The following is a 22,037-nucleotide window of genomic DNA, read 5'->3' as shown; positions in this document are numbered from 1 at the left end:
GCTTCAGTCGAGCGCCGTCTGCCAGGCCTGTGCCAGCTGGTCGACCGCGGCGCTGATCTGCGCCGGTGTGCTCGGCGCAAAGCCGAGCACCAGGCCGGCGCGGCCGCTGCAGGACGGCACTTCGCCAATCTCACGCAGGCGGCCCACTTCGACGCGGTGCTGACGTGCCAGCTGGGCCAGCCGGTTTTCTTGCTCGGCGTGGCGCAGTGGCAGCAGCGCATGCAGGCCGGCTGAAACCTCGGCCAAGGGCAGTCGCTCGCCAAAGCGCTGCTGCCAGGCTTTCAGCAGCGCATCGCGCCGGGCATGAGCCGCACGGCGGACGCGGCGCAGATGGCGCAGGAAGTGGCCCTGCTCGATGAAATCGGCCAGCACCGTCTGGTCGGCGATCGGTGCATGGCGGTCCAGCATGCCGCGCAGCTTGGCCATGCCTTCGGCCCAGCCGCCGGGAACGACCAGATAGCCCAGTCGCAAGCCCGGCAGCAGCAGCTTGGAAAAGCTGCCGAGATAGAGCGTGCGGCCATGCCTGTCCAGCGAGGCCAGCGGCGCCAGCGGTGCGCCGCTGAAACGGAACTCGCCGTCGTAGTCGTCTTCAAGAATGAAGGCGTTTTGCTGGCGGGCCCAGTCCAGCAGCGCCAGACGGCGTGCGAGGCTCATCGTCACGCCGGTCGGGAACTGGTGCGACGGTGTCACGTAGCAGAGCCGCGCCGGGCCCAGTGCCTGTAGCGCGGCGATGCGCAGGCCTTCGCCATCCACTGGGACGCGCAGCACCTGGGTGTTGGGCAGCGCCAGCGCCGCAGCGGCGGCGCGATAGCCGGGCGACTCCATCGCGACGCGGTCGCCGGGCTTCAGCAGGGCCAGCGCGGCCAGGCTGATGGCCTGCTGTGCACCGCTGGTGATGATGACTTGCTCCGGCTCGCAGTGCAGCCCGCGCGCATGGCTCAGATAGGCGGCGATCTGTGCACGCAGTCGGGGCAGGCCGGCGGGATCGGAGTAGCCCAGCTGATGCCGGGCGCTCTGCCGCCAGAAACGCGCCTGCAGCCGGGCCCAGATGGCCGTCGGGAACTGGTCGATGACCGGCAGCCCGTAGCGAAAGGCCTGCGCCTCGGGGCCGTGAACACGGGGCAGATGCAAGGCCTGCATCTGCTGCCAGATGGCAGTGTCGGGCCGGGCCGGCGGCGTTGCGGCATCGTCCTTGGCCACGCTGTGCGCGGCCGGCAGGCCGGCCACATAGCTGCCGGCACCGACGCGGGCCAGCAGAAAGCCTTCGTCGTGCAGCCGCTCATAGGCGTGAACGACGGTGTTGCGCGAGACGCCCAGCTGCTGCGCGAGTGCGCGCGTCGTCGGCATCTGCGCGCCGGGACGCAGGCCGCCAGCAAGCAGCAGCTGCTTCAGCCTGGCATGCAGCTGCTGGGTCAGCGGTCTGCCGTGATCAAGCTGCAGGCCGGCGAACTCCAGTGCCAGCGCCTGTTCCGAAATTGGTTCCATGAAAATAGAAAAGATTGGTACTTTCATCGTACCAAGATGGATTGCAGAATGGGCCTTCAACAACGAGGAGCACACGCTGCCATGTATACCCCGCGCCATTTTCGTGTCGATGACTTTGCCCTGGCGCGCCAGCTGATCCAGGAGCGGCCGCTGGCGCTGCTGCTGGGGCCGGATGCCGAGGGTCAGATCCAGCTCAGCCACCTGCCGCTGACGCTGATCGAGGCGGCCGATGGCGCGCTGGCGCTGGAAGGGCATATGGCGCGCGGCAACCCGCAGTGGCGGTGGTTGTCGGCGCAGCCGGCGGTCCAGGCCGTCTTTACCGGGCCGGATGGCTATGTCTCGCCACGACATTACGACAGCGAGCTGAACGTGCCGACCTGGAACTTCCTCGCGGTTCAAGTGCGCGGTCGCATCGAACTGCTCGAAGACGAGGCCGCCACCGAGGCGGTGCTGAAACGCCTGATCGCCGACCACGAACCCGGTTATGCGGCCCATTGGGACCGCCTGCCGCAGGACTTCCAACAGCAGCTGCTGCGCGCCATCGTCGGCTTTCGCATCCGCGTCGAGCATTGGGAATGCAAGGCCAAGCTGAGCCAGAACCGTGCGGCGGGCGAGCGGGCCAGCCTGCTGGCCGAGTTGGATCAGCAAACCGGCCGCGGGCAGGAGTTGGCGCTGTGGATGCGCCGTCTGGGACTGTGAGGGGCAGGGCGATGACGATGGAGATCCGCGGCCTGCGGCCGGAAGATCGTGGCGCCTGGGAAGTGCTGGCGCGCGGCTACAAGCGCTTCTACGAGACCGAGCTGAGCGATCAGGACTACGAGCAGGCCTGGCAGAAGCTGCAGCTGGGGCAGCAGGTGCAGGCGCTGGTGGCTGACGTCAATGGCCAGGTGCAGGGACTGGCGCATTACCTCTTCCATGCCAGCAGCTGGAGCGATTCCGTCTGCTATTTGCAAGACCTGTTCGTGGCCGAGCCGGCGCGCGGTCGGGGCCTGGCTGCGGCCTTGATTGCCGCCGTGGGCGAGCGTGCCGCGGCGGCGGGCGCCGCGCGCTGCTACTGGCTCACGCATCGCGACAATGCCCGCGCCCGGGCGCTCTATGACCGCGTTGGCGAGCACCGTGGCTTTGTGCGCTACGACCTGCCGATGGCTTGAGGGCGCACTGGATTGGGGTCAGGTCTTGCCAGGCCTGGCCGCCGATGCTCGGCGTTACATGCCGGCGTAGTTCGGCCCGCCACCGCCTTCGGGCGTGACCCAGACGATGTTCTGGCTCGGATCCTTGATGTCGCAGGTCTTGCAGTGCACGCAGTTCTGCGCGTTGATCTGCAAGCGGTCGCTGCCGTCGTCGTTCTTGACGAATTCGTAGACGCCGGCCGGGCAGTAGCGGCCCTCCGGGCCCGCATAGGTGGCCAGGTTCAGCTTGACCGGCACCGACGCGTCTTTCAGCGTCAGATGCGCCGGCTGGTTCTCTTCATGGTTGGTGTTGGAGATGAACACCGAGGAGAGCCGGTCGAAGGTGATCTTGCCGTCAGGCTTGGGATAGTCGATCTTGGGCATCTCGGCCGCCGGGCGCAGGGCCAGATGATCGGGCTTGCTGCCATGCAGCGTCCACGGCGGGCTGGCGATGCCCAGCTTGGGCAGCAGCCATTGCTCGATGCCGGTCATCAGCGGGCCCATCAGCGGGCCCTTCTTGAACCAGAGCTTGAAGTTGCGCGACTGGTCCAGCTCCTCCTTCAGCCAGCTTTGCTCGAAGGCCGCCGGGTAGGCGCTCAACTCATCGGCGCTGCGGCCCGCCGCCAGGGCGTCGACCACGGCGTCGGCGCAGAGCATGCCGGACTTGATCGCCGCATGGCTGCCCTTGATGCGCGCGGCGTTCAGATAGCCGGCATCGCAACCAATCAGCGCGCCGCCGGGGAACACGGTCTTGGGCAGGGCCTGCGGTGTGCCGTTGTTGATGGCACGAGCGCCATAGCCGATGCGCTTGCCGCCTTCGATATGGGCGCGAATGGCGGGGTGGGCCTTCCAGCGCTGCATTTCCTCGAAGGGACTCATCCAGGGGTTCTGGTAATCGAGGCCGATCACAAAGCCCAGCGTGACCTTGTTGCCTTCCAGGTGGTAGAGGAAGCCGCCGCCGAAGGTGTTGTCCGTCATCGGCCAGCCGGCGGTGTGCACGACGCGGCCGGGTTGCGCCTTCTCGGCCGGGATCTCCCACAACTCCTTGATGCCGATGGCAAAGCTCTGCGGATCGCGGCCCTGGTCGAGCTTGTAGTTGGCGATCAGCTGCTTGCCCAGATGGCCACGGGCGCCTTCGGCAAAGATCGTGTACTTGCCCAGCAGTTCCATGCCGAGCTGGAAACCGTCGTGCGGCTCGCCATCCTTGCCAATGCCCAGATTGCCGGTGGCCACGCCACGCACGGCGCCCTTGTCGTCGTAGAGCACTTCCGCGGCGGTGAAGCCGGGGAAGATCTCGACGCCCAGGCTCTCCGCCTGTTCGCCCAGCCATTTGACGACGCTGCCCAGCGCCACCACATAGTTGCCGTGGTTGTGGAAATTGCGCGGCACCAGCCAGTCCGGTGTGCGCTTGGCCTCGGTTTCGCTGAGGAAGAGGATGTCATCGCCGGTGACCGGCTGATTCAGCGGGGCGCCGAGTTCCTTCCAGTTCGGGAACAGCTCGGTGATCGCACGTGGGTCCATGACCGCGCCGGACAGGATATGCGCGCCCGGCTCGGAACCCTTTTCCAGCACGACGACCGAGACTTCCTGACCCTTGGCCACCGCCTGCTGCTTGATGCGGATGGCCGTGGCCAGGCCGCCGGGGCCGCCGCCGACGATCACCACGTCGTAATCCATGCTCTCTCGGGGGCCGTATTGGGCGATCAGTTCTGCGCTGGTCATGGGGATCCTTCTAGTTTGCTGGGGCGGTCGATGCGGCATCGGCCACCGTGGGATTGCGGCGCATTCTACTGGTGTCAGTGGAAAATAGAACGATCGTGCTTTTTATGCCTAGTCATGCCGCTCTAGAGTCGATGTCGGGGCCGCGCTGAAGTGCAGCACAGAGGCTGCTTTTCACCGTCGCAACAGGGGCTGCATGCTATCGTCACGGCAGCTTTTCTGAAGGACGGCAGCGATGAGTTACAGCATTGATCTGGAGGGCCGGGTGGCCCTGGTGACCGGGGCCTCGAGTGGCCTGGGCGCGCAGTTTGCCAAGACGCTGGCGCGGGCTGGCGCCGGGGTGGTGCTGGCCGGGCGGCGCATCGAGCGGCTCAAGACCCTGCGCGCCGAGATTGAAGGCAATGGCGGCGACGCTCATGTGGTGCAGCTGGATGTCACCGACCTGGACAGCATCAAGTCCGCCGTGGCCCATGCCGAGACCGAGATGGGCACGATTGACATCCTGGTCAACAACTCCGGCGTCAGCACCACGCAAAAGCTCACCGAGGTCAGCCCCGACGATTACGACTTCGTGATGGACACCAATGTGCGCGGCGCCTTCTTCGTCGCCCAGGAAGTCGGCAAACGGATGCTGGCGCGGGCACGCGGTGCTGCGCCGGGCACCTTCACCGGGGGGCGCATCGTCAATATCGCGTCGATGGCCGGCCTCAGGGTGCTGAGCCAGATCGGCATCTATTCGATGAGCAAGGCGGCCGTCATCCACATGACGCGGGCGATGGCGCTGGAGTGGGGCAAGTACGGCATCAATGTGAATGCGATCTGCCCCGGCTATATCGACACCGAGATCAACCACCACCACTGGGGCACCGAGCAGGGCAAGAAGCTGGTCGAGTTGTTGCCGCGCAAGCGTGTGGGCCAACCCCGCGATCTGGACACCACGCTGCTGATGCTGTGCGCCAATGAAAGCAACTTCATCAATGGCGCGGTGATTCAGGCCGACGATGGCTTTGGTGTCTGAGTTCCTTGACACGACAAGAGTGAATCGCTGATGACTTTGAGAATCCTGAGCGCCGTCGAGGCGCGTGTGCTGGCCGTGCTGGTGGAGAAACAGCACACGGTGCCTGACAGCTATCCGCTGTCGGCCAATGCACTGACGCTGGGGTGCAACCAGAAGACGGCGCGTGAGCCGGTGATGAACCTGAGCGAGGCCGAGGTGCTGCAGGCGGTCGACGAACTCAAGGCCATGCATCTGGTCAACACGGTCAGCGGCAGCCGGGTGGTTCGCTTTGAACACAATCTGCGCCGGGTGTTCGGTGTGCCGGGCCAGGCCGAGGCCCTGCTGACGCTGCTGATGCTGCGTGGCCCTTTGACCGCCGCCGAACTGCGCCTGCACACCGAGCGCCTGCACCGCTTTGCCGACATCTCATCGGTCGAGGGTTTTCTCGAGGAACTGGCCGAGCGTGAGCCGGCGCTGGTGCGCAAGCTGCCGCGTGCGCCGGGTGCTCGGGAGCAGCGCTGGGCGCATCTGCTGTCGGGTGAGCCGGTCCTGCCTGAGGCCGCCGAGGCGGCATCGGAAGGCATGCTGCGCGATGAGGCGATAGAGGCGCTCAGAAGCGAGCAGCGTGCCTTGCGTGCTGAAGTCGAGACCTTGCGCGCGCAACTGGCATCGCTGCGCGCCTCGCTCGGCGTGCTTGACTGAGCTTGCCCACCCGCTCGTGGTGTCCACTGGGCGAATGCCGCCCGGCGTGTGTGCCTTAGTGAGAAGCACTAACTCAAAAGCTTCACGTCTCCGGCCAGAATCAAGCGATCCTGATGCAGCTGATCGAGCACGGTGCTTGCCGTCATGCGTGTCCGGAACCTAGCGATGAGGAGGGAGTGACGATGAATGCAGCAACTGGTGTGCAACTGATTGCCGCGGTGAGCCTGGCAGCGTGGCTGACAGGCTGTGCGAGCACAGGGCAATCGCCGACCGGCGATGCGGCCGATGAGCCGGCGGAAAAGAACTATGTAACGGGCTCCAACATCCCGAAGCGCGAACCGGCGTCGAAGCTGAAGGTCAGCGTTATGGAAGACAAGGAGAAGATTCGAGAGTCGCTCAACGTGCCGCTGAGTGGCACAGACGTACGCGGCGCGAAATAGGCGATCAACAGAGCGGCTGATCGACCAGTACCGGTGGCCGTGGCAGCGGGCGTCGTGCCGGCTGGCAGCTGCCGGGGCTTTACGTGGCGGATTGGTGCCAGGCAAAGCCAGCTGCTGCTTGCTGCTTGCTGCTTGGGCGTCTGCCGCACGTCCAATGCCAGCCAACGGCTCCGGACGATGGCGTGGGCCTTCGCACTGATTATCATCGCGCGGCTGTTCCACCGCCGGTCAACGACCGCACATAAGCTGCTGCGGCAGCAATAACGTTTTGAGGGAGTTTCTATGAAGATGCGTCTTGCATCTATGCTTTGCATTGGCATATTGGCGCTGTCGACGCTGCCAGGTTGCTCAACGACCGAGGTCGCCGGCAAGTCCGAAGTGGCGGCTGCTGAGCGCGACGAAGGCATGCTGATCACTGGTTCTCGAATCCCGCGCAAGGGGAAGGATGCGAAGATCGGTGTCACCGTCCTGGACGGCGAGAGCCCCAATGCACTGAGCACCATGGGGCGGACTGTCCTCAATAGCGGCGCGTCAACGCCCGGGCGCTGAAGGGCGTCAGCCAGCCTTGGGCGCAACGTTTTTGGCCGGATGCGTCCTGGGGCCGGGTAAAGTCGGGAGATGACTGCGTCGTCGTTTTCCGTACCTGCTTTCGTCGATGCTGAGCGTTCGCGCGACTGGGTGCGCGAAGCGCTGCGCCGCATCGAGGCCGACTTTCAGCGCTCGGCTGATACTCATCTGATTCCGCTGGCGCTGCCTGGCTTCGATGGCATTGATGTCTATCTGAAGGACGAGTCCAGCCATCCGACGGGCAGCCTGAAGCACCGCCTGGCGCGTTCGCTGTTTCTCTACGCGCTGTGCAATGGCTGGCTGCGTGAGGGCTCGACCGTGGTCGAGTCCAGCAGCGGCTCGACCGCCGTCTCGGAAGCCTATTTCGCCCGCCTGCTTGGCTTGCCCTTCGTGGCGGTGATGCCGGCCACCGTATCGGCAGAGAAGATCCGTGCGATCGAATTCCAGGGTGGGCGTTGCCATCTGGTGCAAGACCCGACGCGGATCTATGCCGAGTCGCAGCGTCTGGCCGCCGAGCTTGGCGGTCATTACATGGACCAGTTCACCTACGCGGAACGGGCCACCGACTGGCGCGGCAACAACAATATCGCCGAGTCCATCTTTGTTCAGATGGCGCGTGAGCGTCACCCCGTGCCGCGCTGGATCGTTTGTTCGGCTGGCACCGGCGGGACCTTGGCGACCATGGGGCGCTTTGTACGCTACGGCCGCCACCAGACAGGCGTTTGCGGCGCTGACGCAGAGCGTTCAGTGTTTTTCGACTATTACCTGAGCGGCGACGCCAGCCTGCGCATCGAACAGGGCTCGCGCATTGAGGGCATAGGCCGGCCACGCGTTGAGGCCTCGTTCCTGCCGCGCGCCATCGACGCGATGGTCAAGCTGCCTGATCTGTGGTCGATAGCCGCGATGCAGGCCTTGTCCGCGCGTCTGGGCCGACCGGTGGGCGCCTCGACCGGCACCAATCTGCTGGCCGCTTTGGCCTGCGCACGGCAAATGCGGCAGCGTGGTGAGCGAGGCTCCATCGTCACGCTGCTCTGCGATGGCGGAGAACGCTACCGGCACAGTTATCACGATGACCACTGGCTGCAGGCCCAGGGCTTGGTCTGCGACGCCGAGGCACAGGCGCTCGCAGCGCTGATGCAGGAGGGCCGTTGGCCAGAGGAATTGTTGACAAGTTGGCGGCTGGCTGGCGCCTTGCTTGAAGAAGGCGCGCCCGCGGGCGGAATGCGCACGTAAACTGTGCCACGACCGGTTTTTTGCAAGGGCCGGCTTTCTTCCGCATCGTCATGCGTCCATGAGCCACGTCGTATTCCCCCGATGAGTCAGTTCTTCTCAGCGCGGCGGCTGAGCCTGTGCCTCAGCCTGGGCGTGGCGCTAGCCGCCGTCGGTCTGCCTGTGCGGGCCGAGAAGCCGATGCTCAAGGTCATGATCAATGATGTTGCCCCGTACTCCTGGCGTCGAGACGATGTCATCGTTGGCATGCACGTCGATCTTATGCGCGCCTTGGCTGAGCAGGCCGAGGTGGACATGGAAATGCGATCGGGCGCCTATGCTCGCCTGATCCGGGGTTTCAAGGATGGCTGGGCCGATCTGGTGCTGGCGCTGAAGAACCCCGAGATGGACGCGGAAGCGGTGTGGGTCGGGCGTATGCACAGCTTTCGCTCGATCATCATCAGTCGCCATTTGGCGCCGATCTCGGCAGTCTCGCAGCTGAAGGGAAAGCAGCTTGGCATGGCCCGCGGCGCCTTCTATTCGGAGAGCATCAATAACGACGATGAGATACGCAAGTTCGGCATCACCGACCCATTCCAGGGCGTGCGCATGTTGGCGGCCGGTCGCCTCGACGCGGTGATCTCGTCGGACTATCTGCTGAAGCACGCGCTGCGGCAGAGTGGTCTTGAAATGAGCCAGTTTGCGCCGACCTTCGTCGTCAATGAGCTCAGCTACGCCTTGTATGCCCGCAAGGATCTGCCCGAATCTCTGCTGCAGCGCCTGCATGCCGCGCTCGAGACGCTGGAGCGGCAGGGCCGGCTGGCGGCCCTGCTGCGGCCCTACGAGTAGGGCTTGGAACGGTTTACAAGTCGCGAGCGTCCCGGGCGAATTCGCCCATCATGAAGTCCCAGTAGGGTTTCACGCATTCCAGGTGGCCGGCCGGCTGCGCGCCGCAGTCGGTCAGGCTCAGCAGGGCGCCGGCGCCCTGGGCCTGCATGGCCTGCAGCGTGACGGTCGAGCTGGGGTAAGGCACCGTGCGGTCGTCCCGGCCATGGTAGAAGCGCAGCGGCTTTTCCGGCTTCCAGTTGTGAACGTTGCTGAGCCGTTCAATTGCCTCGTTATCGTCGGCCAGGTAGTTGTCCAGGAAAGTGCTCTGGAAGACCACATCGGCATCGCTGCCCAGCGCCTTCTTCAGCAACTCGTTGCGCACCTTGGCGCGCACATCGCTGCCCAGGAGCTTCAGGAAGCCGGGGTTCAGCACCGCCGCCAGCAGCGGGTTGTCGGCCTTCACCAGGCGCAGCAGCTCGTCCATGGTGACGCTGGTCTGGTAGGGGCCGGCACCGACGACCACACTTTGCAGCTGCGCGCGGTGCGTGCTGAGTGGCTTGGTGGTCGCCGTGCTCAGCGCTCGCGCGGCCGCCACGGTCGTGTAGCCGCCTTCGGAGTAGCCGGCCAGGAAGAGCTGCTGGTTGTCGGCGATGCCGACACTCTTGCGCCAGGTTGCCGAGGCGGTCAGCAGGTCATTGACCGCGGCTGCCGACGGCGCCGACAACAGATAGGGGTGGGGCTGGCCCTTGCTGACGCCATAGCCGACGTAATCCGGCGCCAGCACGATATAGCCGGCCGAGGCCATCACCACGGCCGCTTCGTCAGCCACCGCATGGTTGCTGGGCACTTCGGCGTCATGCGCGGTCGTGCCATGCTGGTAAGCCAGCAGCGGGCTCAGCGCGCCGCTGGGTTTGGCCGGCACGCAGACCAGGCCTGAGGCGCGCACCGTCTGGCCGCTGCCATCGATGGTCAGGTATTCAATCCGGTAGGGCGTGACAGCATAGCGCGGCGTGATGGCCGGTGCCTTGGCGCCGGCCGCGCGCAACGCGGTATTGATGGCCTCGATGCTGACCGCGGGCAGCGCCGCCGCAGCCTTGAATTCACCGGGGCCGGTGATCACGGGTTCGGGTTCGGGGGGCTTTGGCGCTGGCGCCGGCGAGGGGCTGCCACCGCAGGCGCTCAGCAGCGCGAGGCTCAGCCACAGGCTGCCGTGCTGAACAGCCTTGGCAAAAGATGGGGGTGTTGGCGCCGCGGGGCAGGGGCGCGCGCTGAGTGAGTTGTCGATGGGGCTGGGCATGAATTCCTCCGCATAGAACCGATGGCCCGCGGGTGACCCTTGTGCCCGCGCGGCTGCTGCTGCCGCGACCGCGGCCTCGGGCTGTCTCGCCCGTTTCTGCCGCGCATTCTGCACCAAGTTCGATGGCCTCAGCCCGGCTGGCTGAGCGCCTTGGCAATCTTGTGCCTAGGCACGGTAGTGCGCGGCACGCGGCCGCCGAACCAGCTGCGCACGTCTTCGTCCAGGCCGATGCCGTGCATGTAGTTGTAGATCGCCTTCTTCAGCGCGCGGCCGAGCTGATCGTGGTCGACACCGCTAGGGTCGATGAAGCCGACGTCGTTCTTGGCAAAAGGGCTGTCGGGCAGCGGCAGCAGCTGCACGCCATAGGCCTCGGGGTTTTTGCCCACCGGCGAATGCACGGTGCAGGCGAAGCGGTGGAAGAAGCCGCTGTGGATGCAGCCGTTCTCGAACAGCTGGCGCACATATTCCAGCGCATCGACGGTGTCCTGCACCGTCTGCGTCGGAAAGCCGTACATCAGATAGGCGTGGACCAGGATGCCGGCATCGGCAAAGCCGCGGGTGACGCGCGCCACCTGCTCGACTGACACGCCTTTTTGCATCAGCTTCAGGAGCCGATCCGAGGCCACTTCCAGGCCGCCGGAGATGGCGATGCAGCCGCTGTCGGCCAGCAGCTGGCAGAGCTCGGGCGTGAAGGTTTTCTCGAAACGCACATTGCCCCACCAGGAGACACTGCTGCCGCGCGCGATCAGCTCGCTGGCCAGCGCCTTCAAGGCCTTGGGCGGCGCGGCCTCGTCAACGAAATGAAAGCCGGTCTGGCCGGTCTCGGCGACGATGGCCTGCATGCGGTCGGCCAAAGTGGCGGCCGAGGCGGTCTCGTAGCGCGAGATGTAGTCCAACGAGATGTCGCAGAAGCTGCACTTCTTCCAGTAGCAGCCATGGGCAACGGTCAGCTTGTTCCAGCGCCCGTCGCTCCACAGCCGGTTCATCGGGTTGAGCATGTCCAGCAGCGACAGATAGTCCTGCAGCGGCAGGCCGTCCCAGGTCGGCGTGCCGACCTCCTCGAAGGGCACCTCGGGCTCGACGAAATTGATGTAGCGCACCGCGCCCGACTCGGCGTCACGGACAAAGGTGCGCACCAGGCGCTGCTGCGAACGGCGGCCCTGCAGATGCTCGAGCAGCGCCAGCAGCGGCCGCTCGCCGGCGTCCAGCGTGATGAAGTCGATGTGCGCGAACAAGCGCGGCTCGGCCAGCTCGCGCAGCTCGGTATTGACGAAGCCGCCGCCCAGCACGATGCGCACCGAAGGCCGCGCGGCCTTGATGGTCTGCGCAATGCGCAGCGCCGCATAGACATTGCCGGGGAAGGGCACCGAGAGCAGCACGAGGTCCGGCGCGGTCTCGTCCAGCGCCTGCAGCGTCAGCCGCGCCAGTGTCTGGTCAACGAGATTGGGTGGCGCTGACAGCGCCGCAGCCATCGGGTCGAAGCTCGGCTGGCTGGTGGCCAGCTGTTCGGCATAGCGGACGAATTCAAAGCGCTCATCGACCGCCTCGCGCAGCACATCGGCCAGGTCGTTCAAGTAGAGCGTGGCCAGATGGCGGGCGCGGTCCTGCAGGCCCAGCGCGCCAAAGGCCCAGGCCAGCGGATCGCCGCCGTCTTCGTCGACATAGACATCGAGCGATTCGAAGCGCTTGCCCTCGGGCAGAAACTGCCGGGTGTTGATGCGGTGCGCCAGCGTGCTGTCGCGGCCCTGCAGAAATGCGATCACCGGGACTATGGTGGCCAGGTAGCGCTCGAACTGCGCCGCAAAGCTCTGCAGCTGCGGGCCGCGTTCGAATTCCGGCTTGGCCAGCACCTGCTCGTGCACCGCGGCGAGGCCTTCGCGCGACAGCAGCGCCAGCACCAGGGCCAGGGCCAGATCGCGCTGCTGCGCATCGAAGCCGCGCGAACGCAGAAAGCCCGTCAGATAGGCGGTGGACGGGTAGGGCGTGTTCAGCTGCGTCATCGGCGGGATGAGCGAGAGCACGCGCGGGGCAGGGGCGGACATCGGACCAGGCATTCGGGGCGGAGGGCGTCGAGCCCAAGTATCTCAGGGCCCGACCGTCAAAGGGGGCAGTGGCGCGCCGGCGCCGCGCTGGGCCCGGCAAATAAAACAGCCCGAGGCTGCGGCTGCAGCGTCGGGCTAGCGATCAGGCGATCAGAGGCCGCGAGGCCTCGCGCTTGATTTACTTCTTGGCGGCCTTCTTGGCAGGCTTGGCAGCTGCCTTGGCGGCCGGCTTGGCGTCAGCCTTGGCAGCCTTGCGAGCGGCAGCCTTGGGGTCCACGGCAGCCTTGAAGCCAGCGCCGGGGGTGAACTTGGGCAGCTTGGCGGCAGCGATCTTGATCTTGTCGCCGGTGCTGGGGTTCACGCCGGTGCGAGCGGCACGGGCGTGCTGCTTGAAGGAGCCAAAGCCGGGGATGGACACGGCGCCACCCTTCTTCACCGTGGTGACCACGGCGTCCAGCAGGGTTTCGAGGATGCGGCCGGCTTCGGCCTTGGTCAGCTCGTGCTTGGAAGCCAGGTGTTCGATCAGTTCGGTCTTGTTCATTCGTCGAAAGTTTGGTTGAGCCCGATCAGTCCGGGCGGCGGTATTGTGGCCGATAAACAGGCGCTTTTTGGCAAGGGTTTGCATCCAGTGCCGATGAACAGGGCCATGTCTTGCCAACGCGGCCGCCAAACGCCCTGTTTATCGGCTTCGCCGGCGCCGCGCCGAGTCTCGGCGATGGGCATCACGGCGATGCCAAGCCGGAGCGATGCTGAACCGGCGGTGAGTTTCGGCAGCGCAGGCCCGGCCGTGGCATGCTCGGCCGATGACCTCGTCCAATCTGAGCCAAGCGCTGCCCAGCCATGTCGCCGGCCTGTTTGGCCTGCGCATGCAAAGCTCACACTGCTTTCCCAGGCACAGCCACGATGTCTATGGCATCGGCCTGATCGAGCAGGGCGGTCAGCGTTCGGGTAGCGGTCGCGGGCCGGTGCAGGCCTGCGCGGGCCAACTGGTCAGTGTCAACCCCGGCGAGGTCCACGATGGCGTTGCGCTCGATGAGCGCGGCCGGCGCTGGACCATGTTCTACCTGGAACCGGCCTTGCTGGCCGAGCTGTGCAGCGATTTGCAACAGAAGCCGGCGTTGCCAGAGCTGCTGACGCCGCCGGTCTTCGATGCCTGCCCCGCGCGGCACGGCCTGCTGCGCTTGCTCGACAGCTGCGTCAGCGCGGCCGCTGCGCCGATGGCCCAGGAGGCGGCACTGCTGGAGTTGCTTGCGGCGCTGCTGCCCTTGGCCGGCCGGCGGCTGGCGCCTGCCAGTGCCGATCCCTGCATGCGCGAGGTGCGCGACCGTTTGCATGCGCACATGCTGGAAGCGCCCAGCCTGGCGAGGCTCGCGACTGACAGCGGCATGAGCCGCTTTCAGCTGCTGCGCGGCTTTACACGCTGCTACGGGCTGCCGCCGCATGCCTATCTGCAACAGCTGCGTCTGGCGCATGCCCGACGGGCGATCGCCGCCGGCAGCAGCCTCGTCGAGGCCGCGCTGTGTTCGGGCTTCGCTGATCAGGCCCATCTCAGCCGCCTGTTCAAACGCTGCTACGGCCTGAGCCCGGGCGCCTACCGCCGCGCACAGCGCTGAGCCGCTCGCGCAATATCGTTCAAGATTTTCATGCCGCGCGGCGGCCAGACTGCGGGCCAGGCGCTTTTGCCTGCGTACGAGGGGAAGCCGGCATGTCTGAACGATCGAAGGCGCTGCTGATGGCGGGAGCGGCGATGACGCTGGTCGGCAGCACGGTGGTCGCCAGCAAGCTGATTGCTGGCGGCTTGCCACCATTCAGCGCGACAGCGCTGCGTTTCGCGCTGGCGCTGCCCTTGTTCCTGCTGCTGATGCGCTGGCGGCCGCAGCCCTGGCCGCGACTGGGGCGGCGCGACCTGGGCCTGTTGCTGTTGCAGTCCGGCGCCGGCAGTGTTGGCTATACGGTATTGCTGATCAAGGGCATGGCCTTGAGCGCGGGCAGCGAAGCCGGCGTCATCTCGGGCACGCTGCCGGCGGTCAGCGCGCTGCTGGGGCTGTTGCTTGTGCGGCAATGGCCGACCGCACGTCAGCTGCTGGCCCTGCTGCTGGCCAGCGCCGGCGTGCTGATCCTTCAGCATGGCAGCGCCGCCGAGGCCGGCACCGGGCGCGGCGCCGGGCTGCAACTCGGCCATCTGCTGCTGCTCGGGGCCGTCGTCTGCGAGGCTCTCTTCATTTTGCTCAACAAGGCGCTGCGCCAGCCCTTGGCGCCCTTGCAGCTGTCCGCCGTGATGGCCGCTTGCGGGCTGCTCTTGTCGCTGCCGTTGGCCCTGGCTGAGTGGTGGGGTGGGGCGGCAGCCGTCGGGGACGTGCCGGCTTCAGCCTGGCTCAGCGTGCTGTATTACGCGCTGCTGCCAACGGTGGGAGGCTTTCTGCTCTGGTATGGCGGTGCTCAGCGGCTGCAGGCCGCCGAGGCTGCGATGCTGACGGCGCTGATGCCGGTTTCCGCCATGCTGCTGTCGGTGCTGCTGCTCGACGAGATGCTGGGCGCCAGACAGTTGTTCGGGCTGGGCGCCGTGCTGACGGCCATGCTGGTCCTGCTCGGCGCCAGGCCTGCCACCGGGCCGGACTGAGCTCAGCCCAACATCAGCTTGTGTACCAACTCCGGTGTGGTGGCGGCGCCGTACTTCTTCATCAGCCGGGCGCGGTAGACATCGACGGTGCGCGGGCTGATCGCCAGGCGCTTGCCGATCAGCTTGCTGGTCAGGCCTTCAATCAGCAGTGCGGCGATCTCGCGTTCGCGCGGCGTCAATGCCGCCTTGAGTTGCTGGCGCTGTGGCGACAGGTCCTCGAAGCTCCAGATGCCCTGAGCGTGAGGGCGCGCCGGGTCGAGCGCGCGGCCGGCGACGTGGCACCAGAACAGCTCGCCGGCTCTGGGGCCGCCGAGGCGGCGCATGATGCGATTGTCGGCGTAGTAGCCGTGGCGATCGAGGCTGGCGACGATCCGTTCTCCGGTGCGCTGGAATTCGTCGGAGCTGGGGTAGAGCAGTTCAAAGCTCTGGCCAATGAACTGGCCCCGCTCGGCGCCGAACATCGCCAGCACCTGGGCATTGCAGTCCTGCATCAGCCGGTTCTCGCTCAGCACCAGGCCGACCGGTGCGAGTTCGAAGGCGGTGCGGTAATCGAGCGTCACGCCGGGCATGCAGCCAGCCTCACAGCAGCGCGTAGGTCGTGGTGGCCTGGGCCGCCAGCCGACCCTCGCCATCGACGATGTCGATGCTGCCGAAGGCCAGACTCTTGCCGCTGCGCAGCACCTGGGCCTTGATGCGGCAACTGGCCGTGCTGATCGGACGCAGGAAGCTGGTCTGCAGCTGTACGGTCGTCATCGGGCGGAACTCGCCGAGTTGGCTCATCATCGCCAGCACCATGGCGGTGTCGGCGGCGGCCATCACCGTCTGACCGCACATCACGCCGCCGCTGTGGATGAAGCTGGGCTTGACCGGCAGCTCCAGTTCAACCTGACCACCGGCCGCGCTCAGCACCTGCAGGCCAAGTTCGGCGATCCAGGGGGCGAAGATGGCGGGGATTTGCGCTTGCAGCTGGCTGGCGTCCATGAGGAAAGTAGGAGTGGCGGTGACAGCCCTGCAGCATATCCGCAGCTTGCGCCGGTGGGCAGCGGTACAGGGGGCTCAGGGACTGAACACCACGCGCACGCTGGCGTCCACGGCCTCGGCCGGCAGCAGCAGCAGTGCGTTGGGCGTGGCCAGCAGCCAGGCGCGGGCGGCTTCGGCATCGCCGAACTCCTTAGGTGCCTTGGCCCGGCCGCTGAAGACCTGGCGCGACCAGATGGCCTTGAGCTGGGCCGCGTCTTTCTCGAGCAGGCTGCGGTAGAACTCCTCGCGGGCCAAGCCGGCTACCGTGGCCAGCAAGGCCGTGTGGCCGTCGGGCAGCTCGCGCAACTGGCCGAGGAAGAGGTCAATCACCTCCTGGCGGCTCAGGCGGTTCAGGTTGCTGCGTGTGGACACCGCCAGCACGTACTGCGGCAAGGCATAGCGTTGCAGGATCTTCTCGATCAGGCCTTGCTGCTTGAGCCGCTCCAGCGCGCCCATCAGCTCCGCCGCATCGACCGGGCTGGCCTTGGGCACGGCGCAGCGATAGTCGTAGCGGGCCACGGGCAGACGCCAGCTGGCGATATTGTGGTCGGGCGTGTTGCGCTGGTACCAGGCGATATCGCGCTGATTGGCCACCGCGTAGGGCGTGCGGCGCAGGCTCAGCTTGCGCAGCATCCGATCGACGGCGACGGTGTCTTCCCGCTTGAGCCGGCCGTCCTGAAAGCGTTCTTCAAGCTGCGGGTAGACAAAGCCCAGCACCGTGCTGATGGCGGCGCCCACCGGCAACTGCTCGAGTGTGCGCGGCGCGCCGATCGCGTCATGGCCGATCAGGTTGTCGGTCATCTCGAACAGGGCACTGCTCCAGACATAGGCCTCGGGCGAGCGCACCCATTCCGGGCTGATCTGGCAGCGCAGATCGAATTCGCCGGCCACGGCGGCCAGGTCGACGCGCGGCCGCGGGTAGCTGATGTAATTCGTTTGCAGATGCAGTTGATCGGCCACGGCCTGCACGATGTCGTAGTTGATGCCGCCGACCAGCTTGCCGTCGCGGTACATCGCGAACGGCATGCCCCAGGACGTCACGGCGGGCACCCGCAGCGGGCGGCTCTGGCTCCAGGCCTCGCCGCCGAGGACCAGCCCCGTCAGCAGCCAGACCAGGCTCAGCTTGAGCCAGGGCGTAAGGAGCTGGAGCAGGGGCGGGGACTTCATGGCGGCCGCGACTCAGAAGACCCAGTCCAGCTTCAAGGTCAACAGCTCGACGCTGCCATCAAAGGCGGGCCCGCGGTAGCTGCCGATCGGTGGCGGCGCCGGGAAGGCCAGCACGGCACCGCCGCTGTAGACACGATCCCGCACCTTGAGCAGGTGTTCCCATTGCAGCTTCAGTGCCACACCCTCCTGCACATCCCAGCGCAGGCCGAGCTCGGTGCTGCGCCGGCCGCCCTGCGAGCGCAGGTATTGCTCGAAGGCCGCATTGGCCGCCACGGCCTGCGGCGGCGCGCCGGGTGCGGTCTGCAGACCCAGCGGCGGTTCCTGGTCCTGCACGCTGCCGGCGCCGATATAGGGGGTCAGGCTGCCGAAGCGGTAGCCGGCCAGTGCGTACCAGCCGATCGCGTTGTTGGCCAGGGTGCTGTTGCTGCTGCGCTGTGCCAGCTCGGCCTGCAGCACATAGGGGCCGGCGTCATAGCTGGCGCCCAGGGCGAGGATGCGGCCGCTGAAGCCTTTCTGCCGGACCCGATCGGCCAGCACGGTGGCGCAGTTGATGCAGGCGGTGGCGCCCGAGGCCAGCGCCTGCAGCGCCGCGGTGACGGTGGGGGAATTCAGATCGGCCCGGTAGGAGGTGAGGCCGGCACGCAGTGTCAGGCCGCCGCGGCTCCAGCGGGCCGCCAGGCCGCCGATGCGATCGAAGTGCAGGTCGCCCTGGGCCAGCGTGACGCGGGTACGCCCCAGTGCGACGTCGGCAGCCAGCACGCCACCCCAGGCGCGCCCGGTCCAGGAAGTGCTGGCGCCGTCCATATTGCTGATCGGGTTGACGCCGTAGAGCACCGTAGGCGGCCGGGCATTGGTTTGCGCATAGCCGAGGTTGCGCGTGTCCGAGAGCATGAACACCGGCAGCACGATGCGGCCGAGCTTGACGTTCCACTGGGCGCTGGCATCCCAGCTGGCGTACAGCCATTCGCTGCGGGGGCGGAAGCGGTCGGCGATATCGTCCTTGGCCAGCACCTGCCAGACGCCGCGCAGGCTGCCTTGGGGGTTGACGGTCAACTGCAGCGAGGCGAGCGAATCGCCGTCCCATTGGTGCCGCCCCAGCGTGGTGCCGCTGGCATTGCGCGGATCGGCGCGGACGGTGGCGACGGCGTCGTTGGAGCGGTTCAATGCCAGACTGCCGAAGCCTTCAAGCAACCAGCCCTCGCCCTCGATGCCGGCATGGGCCGTGGTGGCCGCCAGCAGCGGCACAAGCAGCGGCGCAAGCCGCAGTGCTTGAACTGTCCGGTTCACGACGCCGCGCGGTCCGCCGCAGCGAAGGAGGCACTCAAACATCCTGACTCCCATTTGACCGGTGCAGCCCATCCATCCCTGGGGCAGTGCCGCTCCTTCGCTGCATATCGTATGGCAGGCTGCGGACTTGAAGTCTTTTGTGTAACTGATACGACCCGATAATCAAATCTACGTAATGCCCAGTGCCGCGCTTCCGGTGTACGCTTCGGCGCGGTCTGAGTCACCGATTGTTTTTGGAGATCCTGATGAACAAGCTCTTTCCCAGCGCCGCTGCTGCGCTGGACGGCATCGTCAAAGACGGCCAGCTGATGGCCGTTGGCGGCTTTGGCCTTTGCGGCATTCCTGAGGCGCTGATCGCCGCACTGCGCGATAGCGGTGTCAAGAATCTGACGGTGATCTCGAACAACGCCGGTGTTGATGGCTTTGGCCTTGGCCAGCTGCTGGAAACCCGCCAGATCAGGAAGATGATCTCCAGCTATGTCGGCGAGAACAAGGAGTTCGAGCGCCAGTACCTGGCCGGAGAGTTGGAATTGGAGTTCACGCCCCAGGGCACCCTGGCCGAGAAACTGCGCGCCGGTGGCGCCGGCATTCCGGCCTTCTTCACTCGCACCGGCGTCGGCACCATCGTGGCCGATGGCAAGGAGCTGCGCGAGTTTGACGGCCAGACCTATGTGATGGAGCGGGCGCTGGCGCCCGATGTGGCCCTGGTCAAGGCGCATATCGCCGACAAGAGCGGCAATCTGGTCTTCCGCCGCACCGCGCGCAACTTCAATCCCGCCGCCGCAATGGCCGGCAAAATCACGGTGGTGGAGGTCGAGCAGGTCGTCGAGATCGGCGAGCTGGATCCGGACGCGATCCACCTGCCGGGCATCTATGTGCATCGCATCGTGCACAACCCGAATCCCGAAAAGCGCATTGAGAAGCGCATCACTCGCGCTGCCGTCTGAGGAGAACGATATGGCCTGGACCCAAGACCAAATGGCGGCCCGTGCTGCCCAAGAACTGCAAGACGGCTTCTATGTAAACCTCGGCATCGGCATCCCGACGTTGGTGGCCAGCCATGTGCCGGCTGATGTCGAAGTCTGGCTGCAAAGCGAGAACGGCATGCTGGGCATTGGTCCCTTCCCGACCGAGGACGAGGTTGATGCCGATCTGATCAATGCCGGCAAGCAGACCGTCACCACCATCCCGGGCTCGTCGATCTTCGGCAGCCATGATTCGTTCGCGATGATCCGCGGCGGCAAGATCAATCTGTCCATTCTCGGCGCGATGCAGGTCACCGCGCGCGGCGATCTGGCCAACTGGATGATCCCCGGCAAGATGGTCAAGGGCATGGGCGGCGCGATGGATCTGGTCGCTGGCGTCAAGCGCGTCATCGTGCTGATGGAGCACGTGGCCAAGAAGAAGGATGGCAGCGAAGATTTGAAGATCCTGCCCGAGTGCACGCTGCCGCTGACCGGCAAGGGCGTGGTCAATCGCATCATCACCGACCTGGCCGTGATGGACGTGACCCCAGAGGGGCTGAAGCTGGTCGAACTGGCCGATGGCGTGACGCGCGAACAGGTGCAGGCCAAGACTGGCGTCCCGCTGCTGTGAGCACCATCGCCTAAAGAAGCCTCAAGTTCAGCATCAAGGGTCGGCCATTGCCGGCCCTTTTTCGTTGCTGGAGTTGCTCGCGGCCGGCTTACCGGTGGATACATTGCCGGCCGTGCAGCAGCCTGCGCCGCTGCTAGGCTGCGCGGCTTTGTCCAGTGATTCGAGGAGCGCCTGCCGTGCAAGAACCGACCGACACCGAGAGGCCGCCGCTCACATCGGCCGCGGCGCTGACGACGGCGCTGGGGGCAGCCGCACTGCTCAGCGCCTGCGGTGGCGGCGGGGCTGAGCCTGCAAGTCCCGGTCCGACACCGGCCCCGACTCCGGCACCGGCACCGGTACCCGTACCGGTGCCCTCACCGCCACCTCCCGCCACTGATGCCGAGGCCGCGCGTTTTCTGGCGCAGGCCGGCTTTGCGGCTACCGGGGCCGAGATCGCGCGGGTCAAGGCGACGGGCTATGCGGCCTGGCTGGATGATCAGTTTGCCGCGCCGCGCACGCTATCGCACTATGACTGGATGGTGGCCAAGGGCTATGCCACGGTCGATCACCGCAATGACTTTGCCGGCGTCGACAACACGCTGTGGCGCAAGTTCATCAGCTCGCCCGATGTGCTGCGTCAGCGGGTGGTGCTGGCCCTGAGCGAAATCTTTGTCGTTTCGATGAATGGGCTGCCGATCAGCTGGCGAGGCCTGGCGGTGGCCAGCTATGTCGACATGCTGGAGGCCCGCGCCTTCGGCAGTTTTCGTGCCCTGATCGAGGGTGTGACGCTGTCGGTCGGCATGGGCAGTTATCTGAATTTGCGTGGCAATCTGAAGGAAGACGCGGCCAGCGGCCGCCTGCCGGACGAGAACTATGCCCGCGAACTGATGCAGCTGTTCACGATCGGTCTGTATGAGTTGAATCTCGATGGCAGCCCGAGACTGGTGGCTGGCAAGCCGATCGAGACCTACAGCCAAGCGCAGATCAGCGAGTTGGCCCGCGTGTTCACCGGCTGGGACGCCGACGGGGCAAGCCCTACCGATCCGGCCTTTGTGCAATGGCCGATGACACACAAGCCGGCGCGATTCTCCAGCGGCGCCAAGCGGGTGCTGCAGGTCGATATTCCGGCCACGGCCGATGGGCCCACGGCCATGAAGATCGCGTTGGACACCTTGGCCGGCCATGCCAATGTGGGCCCCTTCATCGGCAGGCAACTGATACAGCGTCTGGTTTGTTCCAACCCCTCGCCGGCCTATGTGCAAAGAGTGGCGCAGGCGTTCAACAACAACGGCCAGGGTCAGCGAGGCGATATGAAAGCCGTCATCAAGGCGATTCTGCTGGATAGCGAGGCGCGCACCGTGGGGTCAGGTCTTGATAGCGGCAAGCTGCGCGAGCCGGTGCTTCGCTTCATCCAGTGGGCGCGCAGCTTCGGTTTGAAGTCGCCGACCGAGCTGTGGAATATCGGCGACCTCTCCAACAGTGCGACGCGCCTGGGCCAGAGCCCCTTGCGCAGCCCGACGGCGTTCAACTTCTTCCGGCCTGGCTATCTGCCGCCGAACTCGACGTTGGGCAGCCAGGCTGTCACCGCGCCGGAGTTCCAACTCTGCAATGAAAGCACGGTCGCGGCCTACCTGAACTTCATGCAATCGGTGCTGCCCGCCGGCCTCGGCGAGCTCAAGCCCGACTACTCGGCGGAGCTACCGCTGGCCACTGATGCGCCGGCCCTGGTCAATCGCCATGCCTTGCTGCTGGCTGCTGATGGCTTGAGCACGGTGACGCGGCAGAGCATCAGCAATGCCGTCGGCAGCATCAAGGCTGATACGGAGACGGGCCGCTTGAACCGGGTGCTGGCCAGCATTCTGCTGGTGATGGCCTCGCCCGAGTACCTGGTGCAGAAGTGAACGCGGCGGAGC

Annotated in this window: 22 protein-coding genes; 13 read left to right on the top strand and 9 right to left on the bottom strand. The window is 66.1% G+C overall.

The features are described 5' to 3' along the window. Positions 1-3 precede the first annotated feature (3 nt). A complete protein-coding gene (gene pdxR / locus RQP53_RS07595; RefSeq protein WP_315649619.1) occupies positions 4-1,485 on the bottom strand; it encodes a MocR-like pyridoxine biosynthesis transcription factor PdxR in 1,482 nt (493 codons plus the stop codon). A gap of 81 nt (positions 1,486-1,566) precedes the next feature. On the opposite strand from pdxR, the gene RQP53_RS07590 reads away from it, so the two are divergent. Then, positions 1,567-2,184, top strand: a complete 618-nt coding sequence (locus RQP53_RS07590) for an FMN-binding negative transcriptional regulator (protein ID WP_315649618.1) — start codon at positions 1,567-1,569, stop codon at positions 2,182-2,184. An 11-nt stretch (positions 2,185-2,195) separates the two neighbouring features. Then, positions 2,196-2,636, top strand: a complete 441-nt coding sequence (locus RQP53_RS07585; RefSeq protein ID WP_315649617.1) for a GNAT family N-acetyltransferase — start codon at positions 2,196-2,198, stop codon at positions 2,634-2,636. A gap of 54 nt (positions 2,637-2,690) precedes the next feature. Here the strand turns inward: RQP53_RS07585 and RQP53_RS07580 are convergent, their stop codons facing one another. Beyond that, a complete protein-coding gene (locus RQP53_RS07580; protein WP_315649616.1) occupies positions 2,691-4,376 on the bottom strand; it encodes an electron transfer flavoprotein-ubiquinone oxidoreductase in 1,686 nt (561 codons plus the stop codon). A gap of 232 nt (positions 4,377-4,608) precedes the next feature. Between RQP53_RS07580 and RQP53_RS07575 the strand changes: the two genes are divergently transcribed. The 6 genes from RQP53_RS07575 (at position 4,609) to RQP53_RS07550 (ending at position 9,137) form a co-directional block, all read left to right on the top strand. After that, entirely contained in the window at positions 4,609-5,391 is a 783-nt protein-coding gene (locus RQP53_RS07575; protein ID WP_315649615.1) for an SDR family oxidoreductase, read from the top strand. Between the two features lie 30 nt (positions 5,392-5,421). After that, positions 5,422-6,072 (top strand): YceH family protein, encoded by a 651-nt coding sequence (locus RQP53_RS07570; RefSeq protein ID WP_315649614.1) that lies wholly within the window; start codon positions 5,422-5,424, stop codon positions 6,070-6,072. A gap of 182 nt (positions 6,073-6,254) precedes the next feature. Continuing rightward, complete coding sequence (locus RQP53_RS07565) at positions 6,255-6,512, top strand: hypothetical protein (protein ID WP_315649613.1); 258 nt, start codon at positions 6,255-6,257, stop codon at positions 6,510-6,512. A gap of 282 nt (positions 6,513-6,794) precedes the next feature. After that, complete coding sequence (locus tag RQP53_RS07560) at positions 6,795-7,061, top strand: hypothetical protein (protein ID WP_315649612.1); 267 nt, start codon at positions 6,795-6,797, stop codon at positions 7,059-7,061. Positions 7,062-7,130: 69 nt separating this feature from the next. Next, positions 7,131-8,312 (top strand): PLP-dependent cysteine synthase family protein, encoded by a 1,182-nt coding sequence (locus tag RQP53_RS07555; RefSeq protein WP_315649611.1) that lies wholly within the window; start codon positions 7,131-7,133, stop codon positions 8,310-8,312. 81 nt (positions 8,313-8,393) lie between these two features. After that, positions 8,394-9,137, top strand: coding sequence for a substrate-binding periplasmic protein (locus RQP53_RS07550; RefSeq protein ID WP_315649610.1), 744 nt, complete (start codon positions 8,394-8,396; stop codon positions 9,135-9,137). Between the two features lie 13 nt (positions 9,138-9,150). On the opposite strand, the gene RQP53_RS07545 is transcribed toward RQP53_RS07550, so the two are convergent. From RQP53_RS07545 to RQP53_RS07535, 3 genes are all read right to left on the bottom strand, one after another. Further along, complete coding sequence (locus RQP53_RS07545) at positions 9,151-10,413, bottom strand: alpha/beta hydrolase family protein (RefSeq protein ID WP_315649609.1); 1,263 nt, start codon at positions 10,411-10,413, stop codon at positions 9,151-9,153. Positions 10,414-10,541: 128 nt separating this feature from the next. Continuing rightward, positions 10,542-12,455, bottom strand: coding sequence for a B12-binding domain-containing radical SAM protein (locus tag RQP53_RS07540; RefSeq protein ID WP_315649608.1), 1,914 nt, complete (start codon positions 12,453-12,455; stop codon positions 10,542-10,544). A gap of 178 nt (positions 12,456-12,633) precedes the next feature. Further along, positions 12,634-12,996 (bottom strand): HU family DNA-binding protein, encoded by a 363-nt coding sequence (locus tag RQP53_RS07535; protein ID WP_315649607.1) that lies wholly within the window; start codon positions 12,994-12,996, stop codon positions 12,634-12,636. 262 nt (positions 12,997-13,258) lie between these two features. Between RQP53_RS07535 and RQP53_RS07530 the strand changes: the two genes are divergently transcribed. Together RQP53_RS07530 and RQP53_RS07525 are read left to right on the top strand one after the other, a co-directional pair. After that, on the top strand, positions 13,259-14,068 hold the full coding sequence (locus RQP53_RS07530; protein ID WP_315649606.1) for an AraC family transcriptional regulator: 810 nt from the start codon (positions 13,259-13,261) through the stop codon (positions 14,066-14,068). Between the two features lie 92 nt (positions 14,069-14,160). After that, a complete protein-coding gene (locus tag RQP53_RS07525; RefSeq protein ID WP_315649605.1) occupies positions 14,161-15,075 on the top strand; it encodes a DMT family transporter in 915 nt (304 codons plus the stop codon). Positions 15,076-15,077: 2 nt separating this feature from the next. On the opposite strand, the gene RQP53_RS07520 is transcribed toward RQP53_RS07525, so the two are convergent. The 4 genes from RQP53_RS07520 to RQP53_RS07505 all read right to left on the bottom strand — a co-directional run bounded on the left by RQP53_RS07520 (position 15,078) and on the right by RQP53_RS07505 (position 18,549). Further along, positions 15,078-15,644, bottom strand: coding sequence for a LuxR C-terminal-related transcriptional regulator (locus tag RQP53_RS07520; protein WP_315649604.1), 567 nt, complete (start codon positions 15,642-15,644; stop codon positions 15,078-15,080). Positions 15,645-15,654: 10 nt separating this feature from the next. Further along, positions 15,655-16,056, bottom strand: a complete 402-nt coding sequence (locus tag RQP53_RS07515; RefSeq protein ID WP_315649603.1) for a PaaI family thioesterase — start codon at positions 16,054-16,056, stop codon at positions 15,655-15,657. 75 nt (positions 16,057-16,131) lie between these two features. Continuing rightward, positions 16,132-17,262, bottom strand: coding sequence for a substrate-binding periplasmic protein (locus tag RQP53_RS07510; RefSeq protein WP_315649602.1), 1,131 nt, complete (start codon positions 17,260-17,262; stop codon positions 16,132-16,134). Between the two features lie 12 nt (positions 17,263-17,274). Continuing rightward, positions 17,275-18,549, bottom strand: a complete 1,275-nt coding sequence (locus tag RQP53_RS07505) for a hypothetical protein (protein WP_315649601.1) — start codon at positions 18,547-18,549, stop codon at positions 17,275-17,277. 245 nt (positions 18,550-18,794) lie between these two features. Between RQP53_RS07505 and RQP53_RS07500 the strand changes: the two genes are divergently transcribed. From RQP53_RS07500 to RQP53_RS07490, 3 genes are all read left to right on the top strand, one after another. Beyond that, entirely contained in the window at positions 18,795-19,496 is a 702-nt protein-coding gene (locus RQP53_RS07500; protein WP_315649600.1) for a CoA transferase subunit A, read from the top strand. Between the two features lie 10 nt (positions 19,497-19,506). After that, entirely contained in the window at positions 19,507-20,145 is a 639-nt protein-coding gene (locus RQP53_RS07495; RefSeq protein WP_315649599.1) for a CoA transferase subunit B, read from the top strand. A 176-nt stretch (positions 20,146-20,321) separates the two neighbouring features. Then, positions 20,322-22,025, top strand: coding sequence for a DUF1800 domain-containing protein (locus RQP53_RS07490; protein WP_315649598.1), 1,704 nt, complete (start codon positions 20,322-20,324; stop codon positions 22,023-22,025). Positions 22,026-22,037 lie beyond the last annotated feature (12 nt).

Source organism: Roseateles aquae (assembly GCF_032337115.1).
GTDB lineage: Bacteria > Pseudomonadota > Gammaproteobacteria > Burkholderiales > Burkholderiaceae_C > Roseateles_C > Roseateles_C aquae.
Note: the sequence above shows the minus strand (reverse complement) of the source record. Positions and strands in the feature narration are given on the sequence as shown.

Coding starts and splice junctions, on each gene's coding strand:
- pdxR (WP_315649619.1), bottom strand. CDS start 1,485: ATGGAACCAATTTCGGAACAGGCGCTGGCACTGGAGTTCGCCGGCCTG.
- RQP53_RS07590 (WP_315649618.1), top strand. CDS start 1,567: ATGTATACCCCGCGCCATTTTCGTGTCGATGACTTTGCCCTGGCGCGC.
- RQP53_RS07585 (WP_315649617.1), top strand. CDS start 2,196: ATGACGATGGAGATCCGCGGCCTGCGGCCGGAAGATCGTGGCGCCTGG.
- RQP53_RS07580 (WP_315649616.1), bottom strand. CDS start 4,376: ATGACCAGCGCAGAACTGATCGCCCAATACGGCCCCCGAGAGAGCATG.
- RQP53_RS07575 (WP_315649615.1), top strand. CDS start 4,609: ATGAGTTACAGCATTGATCTGGAGGGCCGGGTGGCCCTGGTGACCGGG.
- RQP53_RS07570 (WP_315649614.1), top strand. CDS start 5,422: ATGACTTTGAGAATCCTGAGCGCCGTCGAGGCGCGTGTGCTGGCCGTG.
- RQP53_RS07565 (WP_315649613.1), top strand. CDS start 6,255: ATGAATGCAGCAACTGGTGTGCAACTGATTGCCGCGGTGAGCCTGGCA.
- RQP53_RS07560 (WP_315649612.1), top strand. CDS start 6,795: ATGAAGATGCGTCTTGCATCTATGCTTTGCATTGGCATATTGGCGCTG.
- RQP53_RS07555 (WP_315649611.1), top strand. CDS start 7,131: ATGACTGCGTCGTCGTTTTCCGTACCTGCTTTCGTCGATGCTGAGCGT.
- RQP53_RS07550 (WP_315649610.1), top strand. CDS start 8,394: ATGAGTCAGTTCTTCTCAGCGCGGCGGCTGAGCCTGTGCCTCAGCCTG.
- RQP53_RS07545 (WP_315649609.1), bottom strand. CDS start 10,413: ATGCCCAGCCCCATCGACAACTCACTCAGCGCGCGCCCCTGCCCCGCG.
- RQP53_RS07540 (WP_315649608.1), bottom strand. CDS start 12,455: ATGTCCGCCCCTGCCCCGCGCGTGCTCTCGCTCATCCCGCCGATGACG.
- RQP53_RS07535 (WP_315649607.1), bottom strand. CDS start 12,996: ATGAACAAGACCGAACTGATCGAACACCTGGCTTCCAAGCACGAGCTG.
- RQP53_RS07530 (WP_315649606.1), top strand. CDS start 13,259: ATGACCTCGTCCAATCTGAGCCAAGCGCTGCCCAGCCATGTCGCCGGC.
- RQP53_RS07525 (WP_315649605.1), top strand. CDS start 14,161: ATGTCTGAACGATCGAAGGCGCTGCTGATGGCGGGAGCGGCGATGACG.
- RQP53_RS07520 (WP_315649604.1), bottom strand. CDS start 15,644: ATGCCCGGCGTGACGCTCGATTACCGCACCGCCTTCGAACTCGCACCG.
- RQP53_RS07515 (WP_315649603.1), bottom strand. CDS start 16,056: ATGGACGCCAGCCAGCTGCAAGCGCAAATCCCCGCCATCTTCGCCCCC.
- RQP53_RS07510 (WP_315649602.1), bottom strand. CDS start 17,262: ATGAAGTCCCCGCCCCTGCTCCAGCTCCTTACGCCCTGGCTCAAGCTG.
- RQP53_RS07500 (WP_315649600.1), top strand. CDS start 18,795: ATGAACAAGCTCTTTCCCAGCGCCGCTGCTGCGCTGGACGGCATCGTC.
- RQP53_RS07495 (WP_315649599.1), top strand. CDS start 19,507: ATGGCCTGGACCCAAGACCAAATGGCGGCCCGTGCTGCCCAAGAACTG.